The sequence below is a fragment of the Paenibacillus sp. MMO-58 genome (assembly GCF_037146255.1).
Taxonomy (GTDB): domain Bacteria; phylum Bacillota; class Bacilli; order Paenibacillales; family Paenibacillaceae; genus Pristimantibacillus.
This window is the reverse complement of sequence record NZ_JBBCVY010000017.1, coordinates 57,364-79,594: the sequence shown is the minus strand read 5'-3', so window position 1 is coordinate 79,594 and position 22,231 is coordinate 57,364. Positions and strand designations below refer to the sequence as shown.

10 protein-coding genes are annotated in these 22,231 nt (G+C 46.8%); all 10 read left to right on the top strand.

Annotated features, from left to right (window positions below; all coding sequences use genetic code 11):
* The first annotated feature begins 63 nt into the window (after window positions 1-63).
* Window positions 64-4,197, top strand: coding sequence for an S-layer homology domain-containing protein (locus tag WFJ73_RS30410; RefSeq protein WP_336776630.1), 4,134 nt, complete (start codon window positions 64-66; stop codon window positions 4,195-4,197).
* Between the two features lie 522 nt (window positions 4,198-4,719).
* A complete protein-coding gene (locus tag WFJ73_RS30405; protein ID WP_336776629.1) occupies window positions 4,720-7,335 on the top strand; it encodes an S-layer homology domain-containing protein in 2,616 nt (871 codons plus the stop codon).
* Between the two features lie 218 nt (window positions 7,336-7,553).
* Window positions 7,554-9,650, top strand: a complete 2,097-nt coding sequence (locus WFJ73_RS30400; RefSeq protein ID WP_336776628.1) for a hypothetical protein — start codon at window positions 7,554-7,556, stop codon at window positions 9,648-9,650.
* A 131-nt stretch (window positions 9,651-9,781) separates the two neighbouring features.
* Window positions 9,782-10,282 (top strand): hypothetical protein, encoded by a 501-nt coding sequence (locus tag WFJ73_RS30395; protein ID WP_336776627.1) that lies wholly within the window; start codon window positions 9,782-9,784, stop codon window positions 10,280-10,282.
* Between the two features lie 114 nt (window positions 10,283-10,396).
* Entirely contained in the window at window positions 10,397-10,672 is a 276-nt protein-coding gene (locus tag WFJ73_RS30390) for an alpha/beta-type small acid-soluble spore protein (RefSeq protein ID WP_127499058.1), read from the top strand.
* Window positions 10,673-10,944: 272 nt separating this feature from the next.
* Window positions 10,945-12,153 (top strand): methionine adenosyltransferase, encoded by a 1,209-nt coding sequence (gene metK, locus WFJ73_RS30385; RefSeq protein WP_015847319.1) that lies wholly within the window; start codon window positions 10,945-10,947, stop codon window positions 12,151-12,153.
* 265 nt (window positions 12,154-12,418) lie between these two features.
* Complete coding sequence (locus WFJ73_RS30380) at window positions 12,419-16,762, top strand: Ig-like domain-containing protein (protein ID WP_336776626.1); 4,344 nt, start codon at window positions 12,419-12,421, stop codon at window positions 16,760-16,762.
* A 537-nt stretch (window positions 16,763-17,299) separates the two neighbouring features.
* The gene (locus WFJ73_RS30375; protein WP_336776625.1) at window positions 17,300-20,014 is read left to right on the top strand and encodes a stalk domain-containing protein; all 2,715 of its coding nucleotides are present in this window, start codon (window positions 17,300-17,302) and stop codon (window positions 20,012-20,014) included.
* 174 nt (window positions 20,015-20,188) lie between these two features.
* Window positions 20,189-21,349 (top strand): sensor histidine kinase, encoded by a 1,161-nt coding sequence (locus tag WFJ73_RS30370; protein WP_336776624.1) that lies wholly within the window; start codon window positions 20,189-20,191, stop codon window positions 21,347-21,349.
* A 7-nt stretch (window positions 21,350-21,356) separates the two neighbouring features.
* Window positions 21,357-22,085 carry a response regulator transcription factor gene (locus WFJ73_RS30365; RefSeq protein ID WP_336776623.1) on the top strand — a complete coding sequence of 243 codons (729 nt, stop codon included), beginning with the start codon at window positions 21,357-21,359 and terminating at the stop codon, window positions 22,083-22,085.
* The last annotated feature ends 146 nt before the right edge of the window (window positions 22,086-22,231 follow it).

Here is a 22,231-nt window from a genome sequence, read left to right as displayed (position 1 = left end):
GAACCGTCGATCGTTCATTTATTTATTACGCTAACAGCCATTACATAAAGGAGGAACATCGTTTTGAAAAAGCTATTATCCCTTGTGCTGTCACTGGCGCTTCTAATTACGCTGCTGCCGCCGTTTAGTACACCGCACAAAGCATCCGCCGCGGGGACGTATTTCCTATTTCCGAATGAGCAGTATACTTCAGGAAGCGCAAGGATTACGACCGACCAACGCGTAACCCTGAAAGGTACAATCAACAATGTAGTAGGTAACTCGATCAGCTACAGCGTCTACAACGTTTCGGTTAGCGGTGGCAAAGAGACCGTCGTAAATTCGATCGAGAATCAGACGGCCAATATCTCTTTAAGCGGAAACAATATCTCGGTTAATAACGTGGAATTGTATCCGGGTCTTAATAAGCTGACGTTTAAAGGGATCTACGGTACTTCTACCGTCAGCGAGTCGATTTATATCGAATACCGCAACAGTCCGATGCTTTATGATTTGACGGCGACTATTCGCGGTACAAGCTACCCGATATTGGAGGATCAAACAACGGTTCTGCAGTCGGCTTTGTCTGACGGCAAAACAAGCGAGGATATCTCCATCAGCGGTAAAGCGCCAAATGCGACTAAAGTTTCGGTTTCCGTAAACGGTAAGAGCTACGAATATAATGTGTCCGATGCGGGCGATTACAAGTTCGTTGCCTCTCCGTTAAATATCAAAGCAGGCAAAAACATTGTCACGATCCGCGTGTACAATAACAGCCAGGTTGTAGAGACAACAAGGGAGATTGCGTTCTACAACGGTTCTTCGACCTTCTATGATATGTCGGTAACGGATGGCACAACATCTATTGATCTAGATAAAACATCGGATCTGTCCGTAGGTGCCAATAAGAACCTTACTCTTTCGGGTAAAGCGATTATTCCGGTTAAGTACGCGAATAACGCCTATACGCCGAATGTAGCGGACTTTGCCAATCTGGCTAGCCAATTTCAATATTTGCCGCAATGGGTCGGTGGACAAAACTATCAACTTACAGCGACAGATATTATAGGTGTCAGCCCAGACAAGGATTCCATAACACCGTCTACAAAATACATTACAGTTTCATTCAGCTTTGCTATTGGCGACACATCCTCTACCGGTTTTTCGTATGAGACGCCATATCGGTTCAAAATGCAAGGGTATAACGTTGTTGATGCTCAATCCCAGCAATCAGGAACTTATACATTAACGCTCCACAACAGCACATTGCCATATATCTATGACGTCAACTACCTGACTGGCTATACGGCAGGAATGAAAGGCGATCTTACCAAGCTGCAAGTACTCGAAGGCACTGACATTGAGAACGCGAATATTTACTCGCTTCCGATGGGTGTTGAGGTACTGATTGGGAACTACAACTCCTTGGGAACAAATTTAGACAATATCGTTTCACTAGTAGATAGTGCTGGGAAGGACTTGCTTCCTGCAGCAGGCATCACGTTTAGTCAAGATACGGTGAATCAAGTTGTGTATAAGAATGTCAACGGCGTATCTGTTCCATTCCTTCGCGTATTTATGGAAATTTCAAAACTGCCTACGGCCGGTACCCAACAACTTTACTTTAAAGTAAAGAACAATAATTCCCTTAAAGGCGCTTCTATTAAGCTTTTGTACGGTCCTTTCGTGAAATACGACAGCTTGTACAATGGAATGCAGATTAATTACGACACGACAATGAAAGTTAGCGATGGCATTCAGTACATTTTTGATCAGCTTGGCAGTTTCGCTGGTCAATTTATGAACATCGCTAACGAAGACGAGATCGTTTATGCAGGCGATTCTAAACCTCAAACCGTTTTCTTCTATATTAACAACGTAGAGGTTCCGCTTGAGCAGAATGGTTCTACTACTAAGACCAAATTTAAACTTGCTGTGAAAAAGGACTCAAACGGCGTAGATACGATAAAAGCAACAGCTTTCGGCGTTCTGAACAAAACAGGCGAAAACACCTTCAAAATCGTTTATAAGACATCCAAGAACAATTATGAAAACACAGTCAAAATTAATATCGTTCCAACTAATCTGCCTTCCATTCCGGCAGCAAATACGGACGGTGTATATCCGTACAGTGTGAACCTGCAAGAACCGCTGGCAAACGACCCTAACTTCACAAATGTATCGAATATTTACTCGACAAAAGAAGCTCGAATGAATGTATACGGTACATTCGATTTTGTAGACCTGGGTGACGATCCGATAGAGATTGCAAACAAAATGGCAGAACTTCAGAATCCAGACGGAAATCCTAATACGGATGACAGTCTTTTGAAGAACTATATTTTAAAGGTGAGTTCTCCAAATTTCACAAAAGATATTACATGGGACTTAACTAGAGAGTTCACCCCAACTTCCAATGGTAAAGTGGCTGGAGAGGCTATTAATTCTGCAGCTAAAAATGGAGCAGGCCCTGTAGCAGGCATCAAAGTTTACTACGATATTGATAAACAGTACTTCTATTTCATCATGGAAGATCAAGAAATTCCTGAAGACGGAAGTGCACAGGTCTTTACGTTCACCGTATTTAACAGCGGTGAAGCAGGTCCACGCGCGACTTACCGTCTCGAGGTTGACCCTGTGGCTATTCCGTATACCGTGCTTGCGCCAGTAACGGAAGAGCGTAATCTGAATTCTAACTTTGTTGACGTCATTATTGCTTCGCCAGGCGCGGATTCCATGACGATTAACAAGCTTGCTGCAAAGAAAGTTACTTATCTTGATTACAGCCAAGACCCGGTCACTCCGGTACCGATTGCGGCATACAAAGTACGCGTAACAGGCTTGAAGGCTAATAAAGAAACAGCTATTCCGATTGTCATTACACGCGGCAAGGATAAAATCACGGATTCCTTAACCGTTAATTATGAACCGGCGAACATTCCCGGTGCGCAATATACGGAAACAATGGCAAACTCTCATAAAGTGTTCGATGGCAGCTTGGCATTGACTTTCCCGAAAAACACCAAGCTTGTTCGTCCTTCTTACAACTCGACAAGCAACAATTCAAGCCAGATCTATAGCGGCAACCAGCTTCTGTTCGGTATTGCCAATCCTACGGATGGCGTAATCAACCGTTATGAATTCAGAAGCCAGCCTGCAGACTATTGGTCGGAAAATGCAGTTGGTTCGTATTACTTGAGCGAATTTTTCTCGGATCGTTTCATTAAAGTAAGCTCGCTCTTCTGGATCGACGGAGGCCTGGCGGATGACGATGCTACCAAAGCCTATGATCCGGTAACAAGCGGTCAGGACCCTTATCCATACGCAATGGTTCAGGGGGACCCAACCCAACAATTCTTCAAGCGTTTCAGCAGTGGTAGGGAAGTTGTTCCATCCCTATCGGGTACACTGACGTTGTCCTATGATCCTAATATCTCGCAAGGCGCCGGAACCGTTGTAACGGTATTCCGTTATGATCCATACGAGAATGTGTGGGAGAACATGGGTGGTACAGTAGACGAGAAGAAACACACCATTAAGGTACCGTTCCAGAAGTTTGGCTACTATGTAGTAGGCAAACTGACGTATGGCTTTAATGATATCAACGACCATTCATATGCACGTAATGCAATGGAGGCTATTTTCGCTAAAGGCGTTATGAACGCAGAAGATCCTACGGGTATCTTTGGTGCAGACCAATACGTATCCCGAGGCGAATTCGCGCGTATGATCGTTAAAGCGCTGAGCATTCCTTTGAATTATGAAGGACCAAAGCATTTTATCGATGTACCGATAGACCCGATTCTGAATATAGACGCTCTCTATGATTACCGTTATATTGAGACAGCCGCTAGAGCGGGTATCGTACGAGGCACCCAGCCGGTTACGTTTGAGCCGGATACGAAGTTGACGCGCCAAGACGCATCGGTTATTCTAGCAAAAGCGCTTAATCTGAAGCTGGAGACAAACGCTGCTAAAGCAAAAGCTGCACTGGATAAAGCGTTTAAGGATTCCGCGAACGCCGACTATTACGCGGTACCATCGATTCTTGCTATTCAGAAGAAAGGCTTTATTCAAGGCTCTATGATTGATCCTAAAGATAAGAAAGCTGGCTATGTGTTTGAGCCTAGATCCAGACTGCTGCGCAGCGACGCATCAATCCTGATCGCCAAAGTTATGGCAAGCAACAAAACATTGCCAGCAATTTACGCGAATTAATGAGGTAGAGCAGTTCGGCTCTTGGCCGATCTGCTCTATTATTAATTTTTATTAATTACTGCTAATTTCCAATGCAATATTTTCTAAAGTAAGTTTATCCATGGAAAATGTTTTGCAATGACGAGATTGATAGGCCAAGCTATACTAAACACATACTTAGAGAAGGGTAGCAATACATAAACAACCGAATCGAAAAAAATCTCAGAAGTTTTTTTGAACGGAGCGCAACTTTTTGAGCTACTGTGCGTTTAATTACATGACATTGCAAAAACGAGGCATGTAGTACCTTGGGACTACTATTATTCCTGTAAGTGGAATGATTTCTCAACTTCCTCTTTACGCTGTGAGTAGCCCATTGTATAATGTTAAGTGGTAGGTCTTCTCTAGTAATATATTTATATGGTTTTTTCGTAGGTTTACGAGTTTCTGCGACATGTTCTTACATAGGGTTGAAGCATGGAAGCAGACATCATTTATATTAATTATTTATGCTCTTAACTCGGGGAAGGGGGTGAATCGGCTATGAGAAAAACGAGCAATTCATTTTCTAAACAAAACTCTCAACAACCGAAGGTATTTAGAGGAGGAGAAAAAAAGGTTATGAAAAAAAGTTTACTTTCGCTGGCACTCGCTGGCTCCATGCTTTCCGCTTTGGCAGTTCCTGCATTTGCAGCTACTCCATCTGACGTAGTTGGCAAACCAGTACAATCCGCAGTTGAGCAACTGACTGCACTGGGTATCGTTCAAGGTTATGCTGACGGTACTTTCAAACCGGACAACACGATCACTCGTGCTGAGCTGGCTAAAATCGTTATCGTTGCAACTGGCAACGAAAGCTCCGCAAACCTGATGGCTAACACAGCTCCTGCGTTCAAAGACGTTAAAAAAGGCGCTTGGTACACAGGTTACATCAATGCTGCTGCAGCTAAAGGCTTCATTCAAGGTTACAACGGTAACTTCCGTCCTAACGACACTATCAAGTTTGAAGAAGTTGTAGCGATCCTGGTTCGTGCTCTTGGTTACCAAGACAAACACCTGTCCGGTTCGTGGCCGTACAACGTATTGCTTCAAGCTGACGAAGTTGGTCTGTTCGAAGGCGTTGATGCAGCAAACGGTACAAACGCTACTCGTGGCGTAGTTGCTGAACTGACATCCAACACTTTGGATAAACAACTGGTAGCTTACGATGCAGACGGCAACCTGGGCTACCTGTTGGTAGATACTGACGGCGACGGCAAAGGCGACGCTGCTAAACTGTTCATCAGCAAACTCGGCGCTTTTGAACCAGCTAACGTATTGACAGCTGGCGCACTGAACTCCAGCGGCCAAATCAGCCTTGGCGGTAAAAGCGTTGCAACTGCAAAAGAATTCTTCGTTACTGGCGGCAAAAAACTGTCTGAACTGTTGGGTCATACAGTTAGCGTCCTGAAAAACAAAAACGGCGAAGTTATTGCAGTAACTGATGCTCAAGTAGCTGGTAAAATCGTTAACGCTTCTACAGATGTATCCACAATTACGCTTGGCAGCACAACTCCTGCAGTTCCTGCTAATCTTACATTTAAAGTGAACAACGGAGCCGCTACTTACACAGCTACTGCTGATGTGAAAATTTATGTGAACTCTGTTGAGCAAGCTTTGCCTTATACATTTACTAATGATCAAGATGTTCAATTGCTCTTGAACAGCAAAGGCAACGTTCAAGCGATTCTCGTGAGCAACTGGAAATCGAACAATGTATTCAAAGAAGTTGTATCTTACTCCACATACAGCAGAATCATCGGTAAAGACGGCTACTCCGTTAAAGTGGATGCTAACACAGCAATCACTCTGGACGGCAAAGCGGCTACACTGGCTGATCTGAAAGAAAACGACGTTCTTAACTTCGTTGTTAACGGCGACGGCCTTGCACTGCAAGTAGTTGCTACTCGCAACGTTGTAACTGGTAAGCTTCAAGCTGTTGGCCGTGATAACGACAACAACCCAACTTACACAGTAAACGGCACTACTTACTCGCAAGTAGGCGCTCAAATCAGCGCGCTGACAGCATCGAACATCGGTACTGAATATGCGTTCAACCTGAACAAAGACGGCAAAGTAGTATTCTATTCTTCTACTGCAGCTGTTGCAGCTTCTAACTATGCTGTAATCCTTGATGTAGATAACACTACTAAATACTCCATCATCGATAACGGTATGGTTTCCGATAAAGTCTACAACAAAGTAGTTTACTACTCGTTGAAAGACAACACTAAAGTAACTGCATTCACTAAAGACGGTGACTATGCTAAAAATACTTTGGTACCACTGAAAACTGACAGCGACGGCCGTCTGACTCTTGTAAGCGCAGCTGACAAAGCGGCTGACAACACTCTGACTGTTGACACTGTTACTGCTCTGACTGGCGCTGCTGTAACTGCAGTTGATTCGTCCAAAGTAACTGCTGGTACAACTTACCGTCTGGACAGCAGCACAGTTTACCTGAAATTCGGCGTAAACACAACTACTCCTTCGGATTCGACAGTAGCTGCTGGTACAGCGGCTGACGTAACTAAAGGTGCATCGATTGCTGTTCGTTCTAGCGACACTGGCGTAGCTCAATACGTAATCGTTCTGGGCAGCGGCTCTGTAGACCAATTGGCTCAAGCTCAAGGTCTGTTCATCAGCAAATCGTACACTGCAACAACTACTAACGCTGCAGACAATGTTTACACTATTAACCTGAAAGTTAACGGTGAAACTAAATCGTTCAAAGTAGATGCTACTACTTACAATGCAACTTACGCTGCTAACGATCTGGTAACATTGACTGACGCTGCTACAGGTGCAGGCGCAGGCGACGGTAAATACGATGGTAAGGCTATCGTAAATACTCCAGCTACTGGCGTAACTATCACTGACATCAGCGGCAAGAAATTCACTGTAGCTGGCGCTGCTAATCCGTTTGTAGCTACTGCTGCTACTCAAATCTACATTAAGAAAACTGACGGTACTATCGAAGTTTCGAACTTCACTGACGTACTGGTTGCAGCTGACAACTATGGCACTGCTCCTGGTAAATATGAAGTTACAGTAACTGGTACTGGCACTTCTTACAACGGCAACGACGAAGCTGGCGTGATCCTGATCACTGCTCACTAATTGCTTCTTCGGAACCATCTAGAAAGCTGAGAGCTTGCTCTCAGCTTTCTTTTTATTTTCTAAGAATCGTTCATACATAGTTCATATAAACACGTTATAGTTACTGGTATAGGCGGATTCAGAGTGAAGAGGGCGAAACATTTTTGAAAGTGCCGAAACTTATAGGATTCCATTCTCGTCTATTTAAGTAAATCTAATTATACGGAGTGAATGTGACAATGCGGAAAAGCTTTAAACGATCGACAATGCTCGTATCTCTCTTCGTCGCTTTTGTGATGCTTCTAAGTGCCATTCCGGTATCTTTCGCGGCTGCGACAACGGCATCATCGGTTAATAAGAAGGTGTACATATCAGGTAATTCCTATGTGCAGCTTACGGATGCCAGCTTGATCCCAAGTGTTAACGGCGCTACGGCTAGCTTCACATTTGAATTTTATAATGGAAGCAGCAGTCCTATTAATCTTGTTGATTATTGGGCACGTTTGAAAACAAAAAGCGGCACAAAATATACTCTTACGCTGCTAGACAAAGCAACCAAAAAAACAGTTAGTCCAAAGTCTAGTACAACTCTTACTTTCTACAGTGCCGTAGGCTCAAAAGTGACAATGGATCAGCTCATTCTTAACTTTGTGAAATTCGATTTCTCCGTTTCGGGCTATGAGAAAACGATTGGCCAATTTACATTCCCTGCTGGCTACACAAATGACGTAAAGGCCGGCGGTTATCGAGCAGTTAAAGTTGGCGGCTCCAGCGTGAACATGCGTGTTAATAAAACAACGGTAGGCAAGACTGTGGATAATTACTCGGTCAATCTTACTTATGTAGCACGCAATACAAGCCAATTTGGAGTTAATCTCCCGGAGTATAACTACTATATCAAAACTTCGGTAGGCCTTTATAAACTGACATTGAAAGATACGGCAGATCAAAATCTGCTGCTCGCGCCATCGGTACTAAATACAATTGAATTAACAGGCACGATTCCGAACACTGTTTCGACTTCCGGATGGAAATTCATTGTTACCCAAAAGGTAACGGCTGCTGATAATACGCAAGTTGAGCTGCCTGTCGTTTCTTTTGTAACACCAGTATCCGTTGGGAATACAAGCACTGGTACAGCAAAACAAACCTTTACGGATGATAATGGTACTTATAATGTAGAGCTTCAATCCGTTCAACGTATGCCTTGGAATAACGAAGATAACGTAGTTGCTAAACTTGCTGTAAAGAATACGGGTACAACATATCTTCCATTACCGGAACTCACAGGTACAATGCTGCTTGATGAATCTATTAAACTGACGAGTCAAACGGTCAAAAATGCCGGAGATATTAGCATCGCTCCAGGGGCTACCACAACGATTACATTCATCGGTAAACTGCAAACCAGCTATAACTGGAAGAAATTCGAGCTTCAATTAAACGAAAAATCGGGTAATGATACGGTTGAAGTAGCAGAGGTAACCAAATCTGACGTTACACCGATCTACTCGGTATCGTCCGGCAGCGTTTATACTCAAAAATCAATTGGGTCCGAAATGAGCGTCAAAGTAACGGATGTTCGTACGTACAGTGGAGATACAAATGATCTCTATGCGGTATATCTTGATGTTACGAACAACCAGTCTAGAAGCAAAACGATGCCGCAATGGACAGGATATTTCAAATCGGTGAACGGTAATTATTACGACGTTACTTTTGTAAAAACAGCTACGACAATCTCACCAGGCTATAAAGAGCAGGTTATTGCTTATACGCAGCTTCCTTCGAATGTAAGTCGCGAAGGTCTGCAACTGTTAATCGGTGAATCTATCGACACAAACGGATTACTGAAAGGTGCAACAGGAAATCCTACCGGTTATATCCGCGGCGTATTGTTTGGTCTACCGGCTGAAACGGCTACCAATAGCAACAAAGGAATCAAGATTGGTCCATACACAGTAGATCTTACTCAATTCAGTATCTTTGTTCAAAATGAACTCAATGTTGTTATCAATCTGGCTAGCACAGTTAACCGTGATTACAACTACGATGGATTCACGCAATCCAAGCTGCAATATGAACTGGTTTATGAGCCAACTGGCGATGTATTGTGGACGCAAAATGTTAGCCTGGAAGGCAAAGCAGATAACAGCCTGCAATGGAAAGTCGGCAATAACATGAATGAGATTACTCAAACGCAAAAAGAAAATAAATACTGGAGCACCTATACTTTAAATGTGTATGAAGTACTAAACGGCAACAAGAAGAAGCTGTTCTCCAAAGACATGAAATTTGCTCCTTCTTATAACTGGTTAGATGAAACGAACAACTAATCTAGTTTATGAGGAAATTTTAAAGTAAGAAATAACTGGTTAATCCCATTCAAATCTAGTATCTTAGTAGAAGATACTAGATTTGTTTGCGTAATTTTGCGTAATTGCGTTAAGAAAGGAGCTTGTCGAAATTGAAGAAGTATGCACTACGGATTGTACTCGCTGTTGTTCTTGTAGGAGCAGGCATTATTGCTGGGGTGAACTGGCCGACAACCCTTGAGGCGGAATCAAATGCAGCTGTGCCAGGTTCTGCCGATGATCCGGTTGTAACCAAGAGCTATGTGGATGAACAGATTGCCAAAGCTGGTTCCGGTTCTAACGGTGGCGGAACGACGCAGCCGGAAACAGGCGGTGCAAGCGCAAAGCTTGAAGTTGTATCTGTTCCTAACGGCAAAATCCTCATTGCAAACGAAGGTACCGAGGTAGTCGTGCGTTCAGGTAAAGCCGTTGTATATAGTACGGACGCTAATGGTATTGCGGATTTGACGGATGGTAAAGATTTAACGAACGGCAAATCCATCACGGCTAACCATCACATTTTGTTCCCGCGTGCAGGACGTGGTATTACTACTGATCCGTCTTATAAAGGTTCGTTGACTGTATTAGTGCGTGGCAGCTACGTTATTCAATAAGCTTGGATGTTATAGAACATTTTACCCGCACAGTAAATAAGTTATACGCTTCAAGCCGCCCGGAAGCACACATAATAAAGCCACGTTCCTAATTTAAATGGAGGTGTTCTTATTATGGGTCGTCGTTCTTCCAATAGAGTGGTTGTACCGGAGTGTAAGGAAGCGTTAAACCAAATGAAGTATGAACTTGCAGCGGAGCTTGGCTTATTTGCTTCTCATGGTGTGAGCGTTGGTGCTGACACAGAGTTTGCGGACGAGCTTGGCGGAGTAAGCGGAGGTACTCGGATCCAATGGCGGGAAGTGACAAGCCGCGATGTTGGTTCGATCGGTGGCAGCATCACGCAGCGTCTTGTTGCCCAAGCCGAAAAAGTGTTAAACGGCTACGTTTAAATTCTAAGCGTTTATAAATTTCTTCTTATATATATGGCTTAGAATTATCCGGGTTGAAACGTGTTCTGCCGCCTATGGACGGCGGAGCCGTTTTCACTTTAACCCGGAAACTTATATTGTATCAAAAATTGGTATCCGTTGACACCAAGCGACATTTTCGGTATTATACTGTTTTAGAGAGTTGTCTAACAACCTTTTCCTACGGGAAAAGGTTCATTTTTTGTGTAGGATGTCTGCACTTATTTCATACTAGCTGTAGGAGGTTGATACGGATGTCTGTAAAAGGTCGTCACTTGTTTACATCGGAATCGGTTACAGAAGGCCACCCGGATAAGATTTGTGACCAAATCTCGGATGCTGTTCTGGACGCGTTTCTGGAAGCGGACCCTTACGCTCGCGTAGCTTGCGAAGTTTCGGTTGCAACTGGTCTTGTACTTGTTATTGGAGAAATCAGCTCCCGTGCTGATTATGTCGATATTTCCGCTATTGCTCGCCGTACCATTAAAGAAATTGGTTATACGCGTGCAAAATACGGTTTTGACTCCAGCACTTGTGCGGTGTTGACATCGCTTAATGAACAATCCGCGGATATCGCGCAAGGCGTTAATGCTGCGCTTGAGAGCCGCGATGGGAAAGACGTTCAAAAGGAAAACGAAGATATCGGTGCCGGTGACCAAGGCCTGATGTTTGGTTTTGCTACGAACGAAACTCCTGAACTGATGCCTTTGCCAATCGCATTGTCGCATCGCATCGCTCGCCGCCTGTCTGAAGTTCGTAAGAACGATACGCTGGGCTACCTGCGTCCGGACGGCAAAACGCAAGTTACAATCGAGTACGTGGACGGTAAACCGGTTCGCGTAGACACAATTGTCGTATCGACTCAACATGCTGAAGAGATCTCGCTGGAGCAAATCCAAAAGGATATCCTTGAGCATGTTATTAAGCCGGTTGTTCCTGTTGAATGGCTGGATGAGCAAACGAAATACTTCATTAACCCTACAGGCCGTTTCGTAATCGGCGGTCCTCAAGGCGATGCTGGTCTGACTGGCCGGAAAATCATCGTTGATACTTACGGCGGTTATGCACGTCATGGCGGCGGCGCATTCTCCGGTAAGGATCCAACGAAGGTTGACCGTTCCGCAGCTTATGCAGCTCGCTATGTAGCTAAGAACATCGTTGCCGCAGGTCTGGCTGACAAATGCGAAATCCAATTGGCTTATGCCATTGGCGTTGCACAACCAGTATCGATCAACGTTGACACTTACGGCACTGGCAAAGTATCCGAAGAGCTTCTGGTTGACGTGATCAAAAAGAACTTTGATCTTCGCCCAGCAGGCATCATCAAAATGCTTGACCTTCGCCGTCCAATCTACGCTCAAACAGCTGCTTACGGTCACTTCGGCCGTACGGATGTGGATCTCCCTTGGGAGCGCGTGGACAAAGCAGAGAACCTTAAAGCAGACGCACTTGCTGCGAAATAATTGCTTTCATACAAAGCCTTGAATCTTCGGATTCAGGGCTTTTTTTGTTGTTCTTTTCCTGGAAAGTGCAACCTTTTCGTCCCGGTTATCGACTAATACCTAGTTAGCCTAAATTTTTCAAGTTGATTTGCCGACAAATAGGGTACAAGTGTATTTAGCTGGGGAGTGATTGCGGGAAATGTTAGTACGAAGCCGATTAAGTTTCATGATAGCTGTCTTATTAGTACTCCAACTCGTTCTTTCGGGTTGGTCGGGGGACACTCACGTGGCGCAAGCTGCATCAAGCGGACCTATCATTGTAGGCATGAGTCCAGCGGATAATGCAATTGGGGTTACGCCTACAAGCGATTTGACGCTGACGTTTGATGAAGCCGTAACAAAAGGCGCCGATTCAGCCGTTATTACCATTTACAACTACAATACAAGCGATATTGTCGAGAGCATTCCGATGTCTTCCTACAAAATCAGACTCGATGCGACAGGCCGAACAGCAACCATTAATCCGGATGCCATCTTAAATGTAAATACGGATTATTACGTGTTGATTGATTACGGCGCCTTTGCCAACGTATCTAACGGTGCTTATTATGCCGGCATTTCCAGTGCGACAACATGGAACTTCAGAACGGCAGCAGTTGTTGATACAACGGGACCTTCGATCATTACGAAGTCGCCGGATTCTGGCGCAACGAAAGTGGCTGTGGACAGTAAAGTGATCCTTCAGTTTAGTGAACCTGTCTATGCGGCAAGCGGCAGCGTGACGCTAAGCAGCGTAACGGATACGAAAAATATTCCCGTTACCTCAAGCATGGTGCAAGGCAGCGGAACAAGCACCATCACGATTACGCCAAATACTCCGTTGGATTCCAATACCGACTATTCGGTTACGATCCCGAGGACGGCTTTTCAGGATGCTGCAGGTAATGTGATGGAGACGGGAGGAGCTTCGTATGTAAGCTGGAGCTTCCGTACGGATCTTGCGCCTCTTAATATCGTCACGGTTACGCCTGCAAATTATGCGACCTCTGTATCCGTCTTAACGGATAAGCTGACCATGACATTCGACCACAACATTGCGGCCGGAACCGAAAAGTATATTGAAATCAGAGACGTGAAGAACAACACGACTTTTGCCAGAATCAAAACAAGCTCATCGCAAGTGGCGATTACGGGAGCGACAGCAACTGTTACATTGCCGGCAAGTCCTAGGTTTAACGCAAACACCTCTTATTATGTGCTAGTGGATGCAGGAGCGTTCATCGAGACGGACTCGGGCTTGAATTATCCATTCCCGGGAATTGCTAATGCTGCCGCTTGGAATTTTACAACCGGGTATGGCAATGATACAACCAAGCCGGCTCTCAAGAGCCTTCAGCCAACGGCAGGCGGTATTCTAACCGCTACTACCGGCAAGCTTGTATTGACGTTTACAGAGCCTGTCTTCCAGGACAGCGGTACGATTGAGATCCGTACGGTCACAAGCGGCAGCTTGTTCCGTTCCATTCCGGTTACTTCGGGCCGGGTATCCGGCGGCGGTACAGACACGATTACCATTGATGCAACAAGCGCTTACGGCGGCGAGGCCGGAAAAGCTTTTGTGAATAATACGGCATACTACGTCACTGTCGGAAGCCGTGCTTTTAAAGACGGTGTAGGATTGTATTATGACGGGTTAACGAGTTCATCCAGCTGGAGATTTACAGTTACGCAAGATAATGTGAAGCCGACTCTGGTCGCTACTTCACCGGCTAATAGTTCAACCTCGGCTGATCCCAAGGGGACTTTGTCCGCAACGTTTAGCGAAGCCGTACAGGCGGGCGGCGGACAGATCTGGATTCAGTGCGTGAGCAGCACCAGCAGTCAATGCGCGGCACCTTCGGTAGGAACTTCGGTTTCCGTAGATCCGCTGAACAACAAGAAGCTCATTATTACGCCAAACCAGGCTCTGCAGGCAGGAACGGCTTATTATGTCGTTATTGACCCCGATGCGGTAACCGATCTTGCGGGAAATACGTTTAATGGCATTCAGAATGAATATCAATGGGCATTCAAGACGCTTGGCGGGGATACAACGCCTCCGGCGATTTCGAAGCTGGAAGCCAACGGATCAACGATTGTGATGACTTATAACGAAGATCTGATGGAGAATTCGATTCCTACGGCAGGAAGCTTCTATATCACGGTTGACGGCGCATACCGCTCCGTTATCGGTGTTTCGGTATCCGGACCAAAGGTTACGTTAACGTTGTCCAGCAACATCGTAGACGGGCAGCAAGTGAAGCTGTCGTATTCCAAGCCTTCGGTTGCAACGCTTGGCATTCGGGATCTTTCGGGCAACCAGGCGCTTAGCCTGGCTTCCCAGACGGTAACTACCGCTGTGGACACAACTCTGCCTCAACTGACGGGAGGGACCGCTGCAGGCGGGATCGTAACTCTGATTTTCTCGAAAAATCTGGCTTCGGTCAGCAGCTATGCTTATTCACAATTCAGCGTCTATGTTGGGGGTAACTATTACACACCAACATCTGTGTATAGCACGGCAAATAAAGTTATCCTAGCTGTGAATACTTCAATCGATTCAAGCTCGAGCGTTAGAGTATCCTACAGCGCCGGATCTTACCCGCTGCAGGATGCCGCAGGCAACAAGGTAAGCAATTTCAGCAATTATTCATTATCAAGCACGGTAGATACATCGCTGCCGACGGTGCAAACCATTGACGCTTACGGATCTTCTATCATCATTACTTATAATAAAACGCTGGATTCGGCCAGAAGGCCGTCAACCAGTCAGTACAGCATACTTGTTAACAACTCGCTGCGCAGCGTAACGCAAGTATCCGTCTCAGGTTCTCAGGTTCTCCTTACGGTAAGTCCGGATATTCCGTCCGGTTCATCCGTGAAAGTGTCTTATTCCAAGTTATACACAGCTGTGGCTGATTTGTCCGGCAATGAAGCGGCAGCCTTTACGAATGCGACTGCTTCGGTAGGAAACGGTTCGTCATCGGATACCGGGTTATACGGGGCGGTTGTCAAAGGAACCAAATTGACCTTGTCCTTCTGGAAAACGCTCAATTCTTCCTATGTCCCTTCTTCCGCCTACTTCTCGGTAAAGGTTAATAATTCGGCGGACCCGGCTACTAATATAACCGTCAGCGGCAATACCGCCGTACTGACCCTTGCCAAAGCACCGGGCGTCGGCGATGCGGTTACCGTTACTTATTACGCGACTTCTACTAACAGCCTGCGTACATCTGACGGCACGGTTATCAACAGCTTTACCAATGTGACGGTAGCCAATCAGACGACGCTTATTGATTCGCTGCCTGGAGGCTATGAAGAAGCAAGCGGTGGAGGTATTGGATTAACGACATCGATGGCAACGCAGACATCGGATGTTTCGCCTGCTGGCTACACGACTACCCGTTATACCATCCAAGCAGATAAGCTGTCTACCGCTTATACCGCAGCAAAAAGCGCGGGAATCAGCAATGCGCGCGTTGTTTTTGAAGTGCCTAGCTCCGAAAGAGCAGCAGTTGTATCCGTTCCGTTAACCGTATTGGAGACGGCTTACCGTTCGAGCAATGGATCGTCTTTTGTCGTCCAGTACGGCACAAGCTCTTATGAGATTCCGCTTAGCGCACTAGCCTTCAAGAGCATGGCTTCTCTTATGGGATCGAGCTCAACAACAGGCAACCTCTTGATTAAGATTGAAAAAGGTCCTAACTCCAACACCAGCGGGCTGACTTCGGCTATCAGCAAAGCAGGGGCATCCCTCTTGTCGACGCCGATCACGTTTGAGACCTCGGTTGTGAACGGAACGACCGAAAAGAATCTTTCGGAATTTGGCGGCTATGTTAAACGGAGCTTTGAATCGATAGTAGCTGCAAATTCGAGTAACAGTGCGGTTGTGTGGCTGGACCCGCAGACCGGCAAGCTGTCGTACGTTCCAACGACATTCTCGACGGAAAACGGTACGAATATGGTGTCATTCAAGCGGAAGGGCAACAGCTCATACGCTTTGGTCAGCGGTTCATCGAAGTTTACTGATATCGGCTCGCATTGGGCGGGTTCAACGATCAAGATGATGTCGAACAAATTCATTATCGAAGGCCGTTCGGGCTCCACAACGAAGTTTGATCCGCAAAGCTCCATCACCCGTGCGGAATTCGCAGCTTATATTGTTCGCGGTCTCGGGTTGTCCGGAAGCAAGAGTGATGCTTCGAAGTATAAGGATGTAACAGGGGGAACCGCTACAGCTGCTTATATCGGCGCCGCTTCCAAAGCTGGCATCGTAATGGGCAATACAGACGGTACGTTTAAGCCAAACAGCCCGATTACCCGCCAGGAGATGGCGGTAATGATGTCCCGCGCGGCAAAGGCTGCTGCGGTGACGATCTCGCTTCCACAGTCGGAAACGACGTACCTGTCCAAATTCAGCGACCGGACGAAAGTAGCGTCCTGGGCGAAGAGCGACTTGGCCAAAGCCGTATATATGGGCGTTATCACCGGCCAAACTGAAACTATCTTTGGCCCAACCAAAAACGCTACTCGCGCCGAAGCTATCGTTATGATCAAACGCTTGCTCGACTATGTAGATCTGTTAGACTAATTAAATCTATTTAAAAGCCCCGTCGCTTCGACGGGGCTTTTTGTGTGCAGAAGTGGCAGTGTGGACGTTCGAAATGGGCGTTGGTGTAGAAGTTAAGGTCCCTTAGGGACCTTAAGGGTGGAAAAAGAGTAGCTAGAAAGTAGGTTAAGGTCCCTAAGGGACCTTAAGAGATAGAACCTGCGGGTCATCAGTGGGCGGTAGTTTAGCCCACGCGATGACCTACTTCTTTCGGTCCGCCCTCCCAAGTGCTGGGGGATGGGGCGGGTAGAGGGGCGGAGAGGAAAGGTCATTCTGGAGAAATGAAATGTTCGCCTTTGCAGACGAATTCTAACGATAGCATCGTTAAATTCAAAGAATTCGTCTGCAACAGCGATCGGAAGAATGACCTTTTCTCGCAGCCTTGCCCTCGACTTTCGCCCTACTATCACCCAGCACTTCCCTCCCATTTTTATTAAGAAATTTTTATACTCGGAACTTTTCTCCCCTTCTAATAGTCTATAATAGATAGATTAATAGATTAGGAGAGTTGCTATAACGATGAGTAAGGTACATAACAGCAAAGTCCGGCAGACGGGAAGTCTAGGCAAAAAGATTGCGGTTGTCGTAATCGGTGGCACATTGCTGGCTCAGCCAGTCTCGTCAGCTATTTCTTTGGACTGGAACCCGTTCCAAGTAGGCACAGCGGCTGCTGCTACGGCAGAGCCATCCCTCAAGCTTCTCCAGCAGTCGTATATTACGGCTGGTGCGCAACGAATGGACTATCTCTGGACGACTACACGAAGCGGCAAAGCTGCTCAAGCTAATATCCATGTTATTCAAGTCGATCTTACCAATCCTTATGTTAACTTGAACACGATGAGCGGCAAGAACGATACCGTAGGCAAGCTGAATACGGTTATGAATATGACGAAAGAGAACGGCGCGGTTGCAGGCATCAACGCCGACGTGTTTATCACGACAACGGAAGGCTCGCCAATGGGCGCGCAGGTAACAAGCGGAACGCTTATGACTAGCCCGATGCAAATTAAGGGCATGTACGCTTTTGCCGTGACCAAAGACCGCAAGCCGGTCATCGACAGCTATACCTTCGACGGTAAAGTTACGTCCGCGGACGGCTCCAGCTTTACTCTCGCAGGGCTGAATCAGTCTGCTTATATTCCGGAGGGCGGTTCCTCGAACTACAGCCATCTTAACGCTCTCTATATTTACAACAGCGCTTGGGGCGGCGCGGAACGTCCTAAGAACTCGTCTACAACTCCGACGGAAGCACTTGTCGTAAACGGAGTTGTTCAGCAAATCTCGGACGGCAAGCCGTTAACCGGGGCGATCCCGGCAGACGGTTATATTCTGCGCGGCCATGGGACAGCGGCACAATTTATTCTCGAGCATCTGCAGGTTGGCCAGTCGGTAACATCCGATTACTCGCTTGTATCCGCAACATCCGGGCAAAAGGTAGATCCTACGTCCTTTGAAATGCTGGTAGGCGGACATACGATTCTCGTAAATAACGGCGCGGCTGCTACTTTCTCCCGCGATATTACAGGCGTAAGCGGATCCTCTTACGTATCTCGTACGGCGGTGGGCTATTCCAAAGACGGTACAAAGGTCTATCTGATTACAAGCGAGGACTACGGTGACAGCACGGGCCTTAATTTGAAAGAATTGCAGCAGGTTATGGTGAAGCTTGGCGTGTACAAAGGGATCAACCTCGACGGCGGCGGTTCAACAACAATGATTGAGCGTCCGCTTGGCGAGACTTCGCTTCGTCTGGCTCATTCCACGCAATACGATACAACGCAGCGCAGCATCTCCAATTCGATTGGCGTATTCACAACGGCACCGCAAGGCAATCTGAAAGGGATTACGATTAGCGGTTCGAACGTTCTTTTTGTGGGGCAAAAGACAACCTTTTCGGTAAAAGGCTATGATACTTATTACAATCCCTATACGGTAGACGGAACGAATGCAAGCTGGAGCAGCACTACGGGGGTTGGCTCGTTCAGCGGCAATACGTTTACGGCTTCCAAACCGGGTTCAAGCAACATTACGGTAAAATCCGGCTCCGTAACGGCAACTTATCCGGTTGAGGTTATCGGCAAAGACCAGATTGCGGAGCTGAAGCTCGACACGGCGGCAGGCGTCCTGTCAAAAGGCGCAACGGTGTCCATTCCGGTTAAAGTTACCTTGAAAAACGGCAAAACCTATAAGCTGACCGGCGACTCGCTGCAATGGGAATTCACTGGTTTTACCGCAACCACAAGCGGAGACACGCTTACGGTTAACTCCGTCAATTCGGGCACGACAACGGGCTACGCGATTGGCCGCTACGACGGATATGGGACCATGCTTCCTTTCACGCAGGGCGGTTCCGAGAAAACGCTGGAGACGTTCGAAAATGTTACCTACGGGATTAATCCGCAAGTTACGCCGGCTGCGACAACAACGGGCAGCGTGAAGCTGGTGACGGATCTACCGGGCCAAACGTCTGGCAAAGCGCTGCAAATTTCCTATGACTTTAGTGCCGGAACCGGTACAAAAGCGGTATACGCGCAGTTTAACGGCCCCTCCGGAAAATCGATTGACGGCTCGCCGGTATCGATGACAATGGACGTATACGGCGATAAGAGCCTTAACTGGCTGCGTGCTGAATTCGTGGATGCCAATGGTACGGTCCACCTCGTGGACCTGGCGAAGCAGCTAGACTGGACAGGCTGGAAATCGGTTAAGGCCGATTTGTCTGCCAAAGGAATGGCTTATCCGGTTAAGCTGAAGCGCGTTTACGTGGTTACAACGCCGGACGGCCAGGATGAGCGTGCTGCAACAGGCGCGGTAGGCATTGATAACATTAAGCTGCAGTATGCGACGTCAACGACAACACCAACCAAGGGTCATATCGAAATGACGATCGGCAAAAAGTCGGCTGTTTCCAATGGTAAGACGATTGCAATGGAGGTAGCACCGTTCGAGACCGGCGGTACGACTTATGTACCGATTCGGTTTGTTACCGATGCGATGGGCGTTACCCTGAAATGGGACAATAAGCTCAATCGCGTGACCGTTCTGAACGGTTCGAAAATGCTTGAAATGGTTATCGGCAAAAAGGAAATTAATATCAACGGCGCGCTTTCCCAGACGGAAGTTGCTCCAATGATCAAGAACGGAAGAACGTTAATTCCGATTCGTCTCGTTTCCGAAAAATTGGGTCTAAAGGTCACCTACGATAATAAAACGAAAAAGATTGCCATCGATTAATGGTGGACGAGCGGCAACCAACCTGTGTTATGATAAAGGGGAATAGCCTATAACAAGGTGAAACGGCCTCGCTGTCCTTTGGGAGCTGGTGGTGTTTCATTCCGAGAATTCTAAGCGCTATTTATAAGGTGAAACTTATATATTCTTAGAATTTAAGAAAGGTTGCCGATTGTTTTGGACCAGCACATAGTCGATATTAATAGAGTGATTACGAATGCGATCTCCGTTATGGAGGACAGCAAACTACAAATTTACGAAATATGCGAATCGGCGCGCCAGGAGCTCGAATCCCTTGGTCAAGAGCTCGAGATTGTACTTGCGGAAACGTTAACGACAATCGAAAGAGTAGACCAACTGGAGCAGGACTACCGGCGCGCTCGCATTCGACTGACTGAAGTTAGCAAAGATTTTGTTCGATATAAAGAAGAGGACATCAAAACCGCCTACGAGAAGGCGACTCAAATTCAGCTCGATCTGATGGTCTACCGGGAGAAAGAAGCGTATCTGAAAACTCGCCGGGACGATCTGCAGAAGCGGGTCCGCAATGTCGAGAAGTCGATTGAGCGGGCGGAGACGATTGCCTCGCAAATCAATGTGGTGCTCCAGTATTTGTCCGGTGACCTTAACCAGGTATCACGCATATTGGAGTCGGCGAAGACGAGACAGATGATAGGTCTTAAAATCATCGTGGCGCAAGAGGAGGAACGGAAGCGAATTTCGCGCGAAATTCATGACGGACCGGCTCAATCGCTTGCTAATATCGTGCTTCGTACAGAAATTGTGGAAAGAATGCTACTAAAGAAGGAATTTCAAATGGTGCAGGACGAATTATTAGATTTGAAAGGTCAGGTTCGTTCCGGACTGGAGGAAATAAGAAAAATTATTTTCAACCTGCGTCCGATGGCCTTGGATGATTTGGGTCTTGTACCTGCACTTCGCAAGTTCGCTCACGACTTTGAAGATAAGACAAAGATCCGGACAATCTTTGAGCTTAGCGGTAAAGAAGTCAGGATGCCGTCAGCCATGGAGGCTGGTGTTTTCCGTCTCGTTCAGGAAGCGTTCACCAATGCTCAGAAGCATGCAAGAGCATCCTTTGTTACGCTGGAGGTTGCTTTTACGACAGAGACGGTCACGATTACGATCGTGGATAACGGTATTGGATTCCATAGCGAGCAGGCGGAAGCCCATGCGCAGAACAACTCTTCTTTCGGCTTGATTGGCATGCGCGAGCGTGTAGATCTTCTTGAAGGGAGGATGGAAATCGACTCAAAATTAGGACAAGGGACGAAGATTATAATCAACATCCCAATTACCGTAGAGAGTAGAAAGGAGTAAGATGACGATGAACCAGGCTGCGCCGGGAAGTAAGCGCAAGATAAAAGTATTGCTTGCGGATGTTCACCAACTTTTCCGCGAAGGACTTAAACGGATTTTGAATATGGAAGACGATCTCGAGGTCATTGGGGAATGCGGAGACGGCATACAAGTGCTCGAGTTTTGCAACCACACGATTCCGGAAATCGTGTTAATGGATATTAACATGCCAATCGAGAACGGCGTTGTAACGACCGAGAGGCTGAAGACGATTTTCCCTGATGTAAAAGTCATTATTCTGTCTATCCATGATGACGAAAGCTATGTATTCGAGACGCTCCGCAAAGGAGCTACCGGTTATTTGCTGAAGGACATGGAGGCGGAGTCGCTTATTAACGCGATCCGTTCCGTCGTGAACGGTCATGCTTATATCCATCCGAAGGTGACTGGCAAGCTGATCAATCAGCTGCGCCGCATGACTTACCTTGATGAGATGGGCGTGATTTCGGGCGCTGCGGCTGGCATGGAGCCAGGCGTGAAGTTCGTAGCGGGCGAAGACAATCCTCTGACCCGCCGAGAGGCGGAAGTGCTGCGTCTTATGGCGGAAGGCAAGAGCAATAAGATGATTGGCGAGTATTTGTTTATTAGCGAGAAAACCGTTAAAAACCATGTAAGCAGCATCTTGCAGAAGATGGAGGTTGACGACCGCACGCAAGCGGTTATTCAATCCATCAAATATGGCTGGGTAACGCTGTAGCCGGGCTAGCTTTATTCACACGCAAAGTGCGCCCGGCCTAACCGGCGCGCAGAAGGCGAGGGGCTCGATCGAAGGCAGACCAAAGCTGCATGCGAGAGGCAGGAACCCGGTGAAAAGCGGCTCGCCATCAGGCTGCCGAAGTCAGA

Excerpts from the sequence above, each read along its gene's own strand:
- WFJ73_RS30400 (WP_336776628.1), top strand. The coding sequence starts at position 7,554 with ATGCGGAAAAGCTTTAAACGATCGACAATGCTCGTATCTCTCTTCGTC.
- WFJ73_RS30405 (WP_336776629.1), top strand. The coding sequence starts at position 4,720 with ATGAGAAAAACGAGCAATTCATTTTCTAAACAAAACTCTCAACAACCG.
- WFJ73_RS30375 (WP_336776625.1), top strand. The coding sequence starts at position 17,300 with ATGAGTAAGGTACATAACAGCAAAGTCCGGCAGACGGGAAGTCTAGGC.
- metK (WP_015847319.1), top strand. The coding sequence starts at position 10,945 with ATGTCTGTAAAAGGTCGTCACTTGTTTACATCGGAATCGGTTACAGAA.
- WFJ73_RS30390 (WP_127499058.1), top strand. The coding sequence starts at position 10,397 with ATGGGTCGTCGTTCTTCCAATAGAGTGGTTGTACCGGAGTGTAAGGAA.
- WFJ73_RS30365 (WP_336776623.1), top strand. The coding sequence starts at position 21,357 with ATGAACCAGGCTGCGCCGGGAAGTAAGCGCAAGATAAAAGTATTGCTT.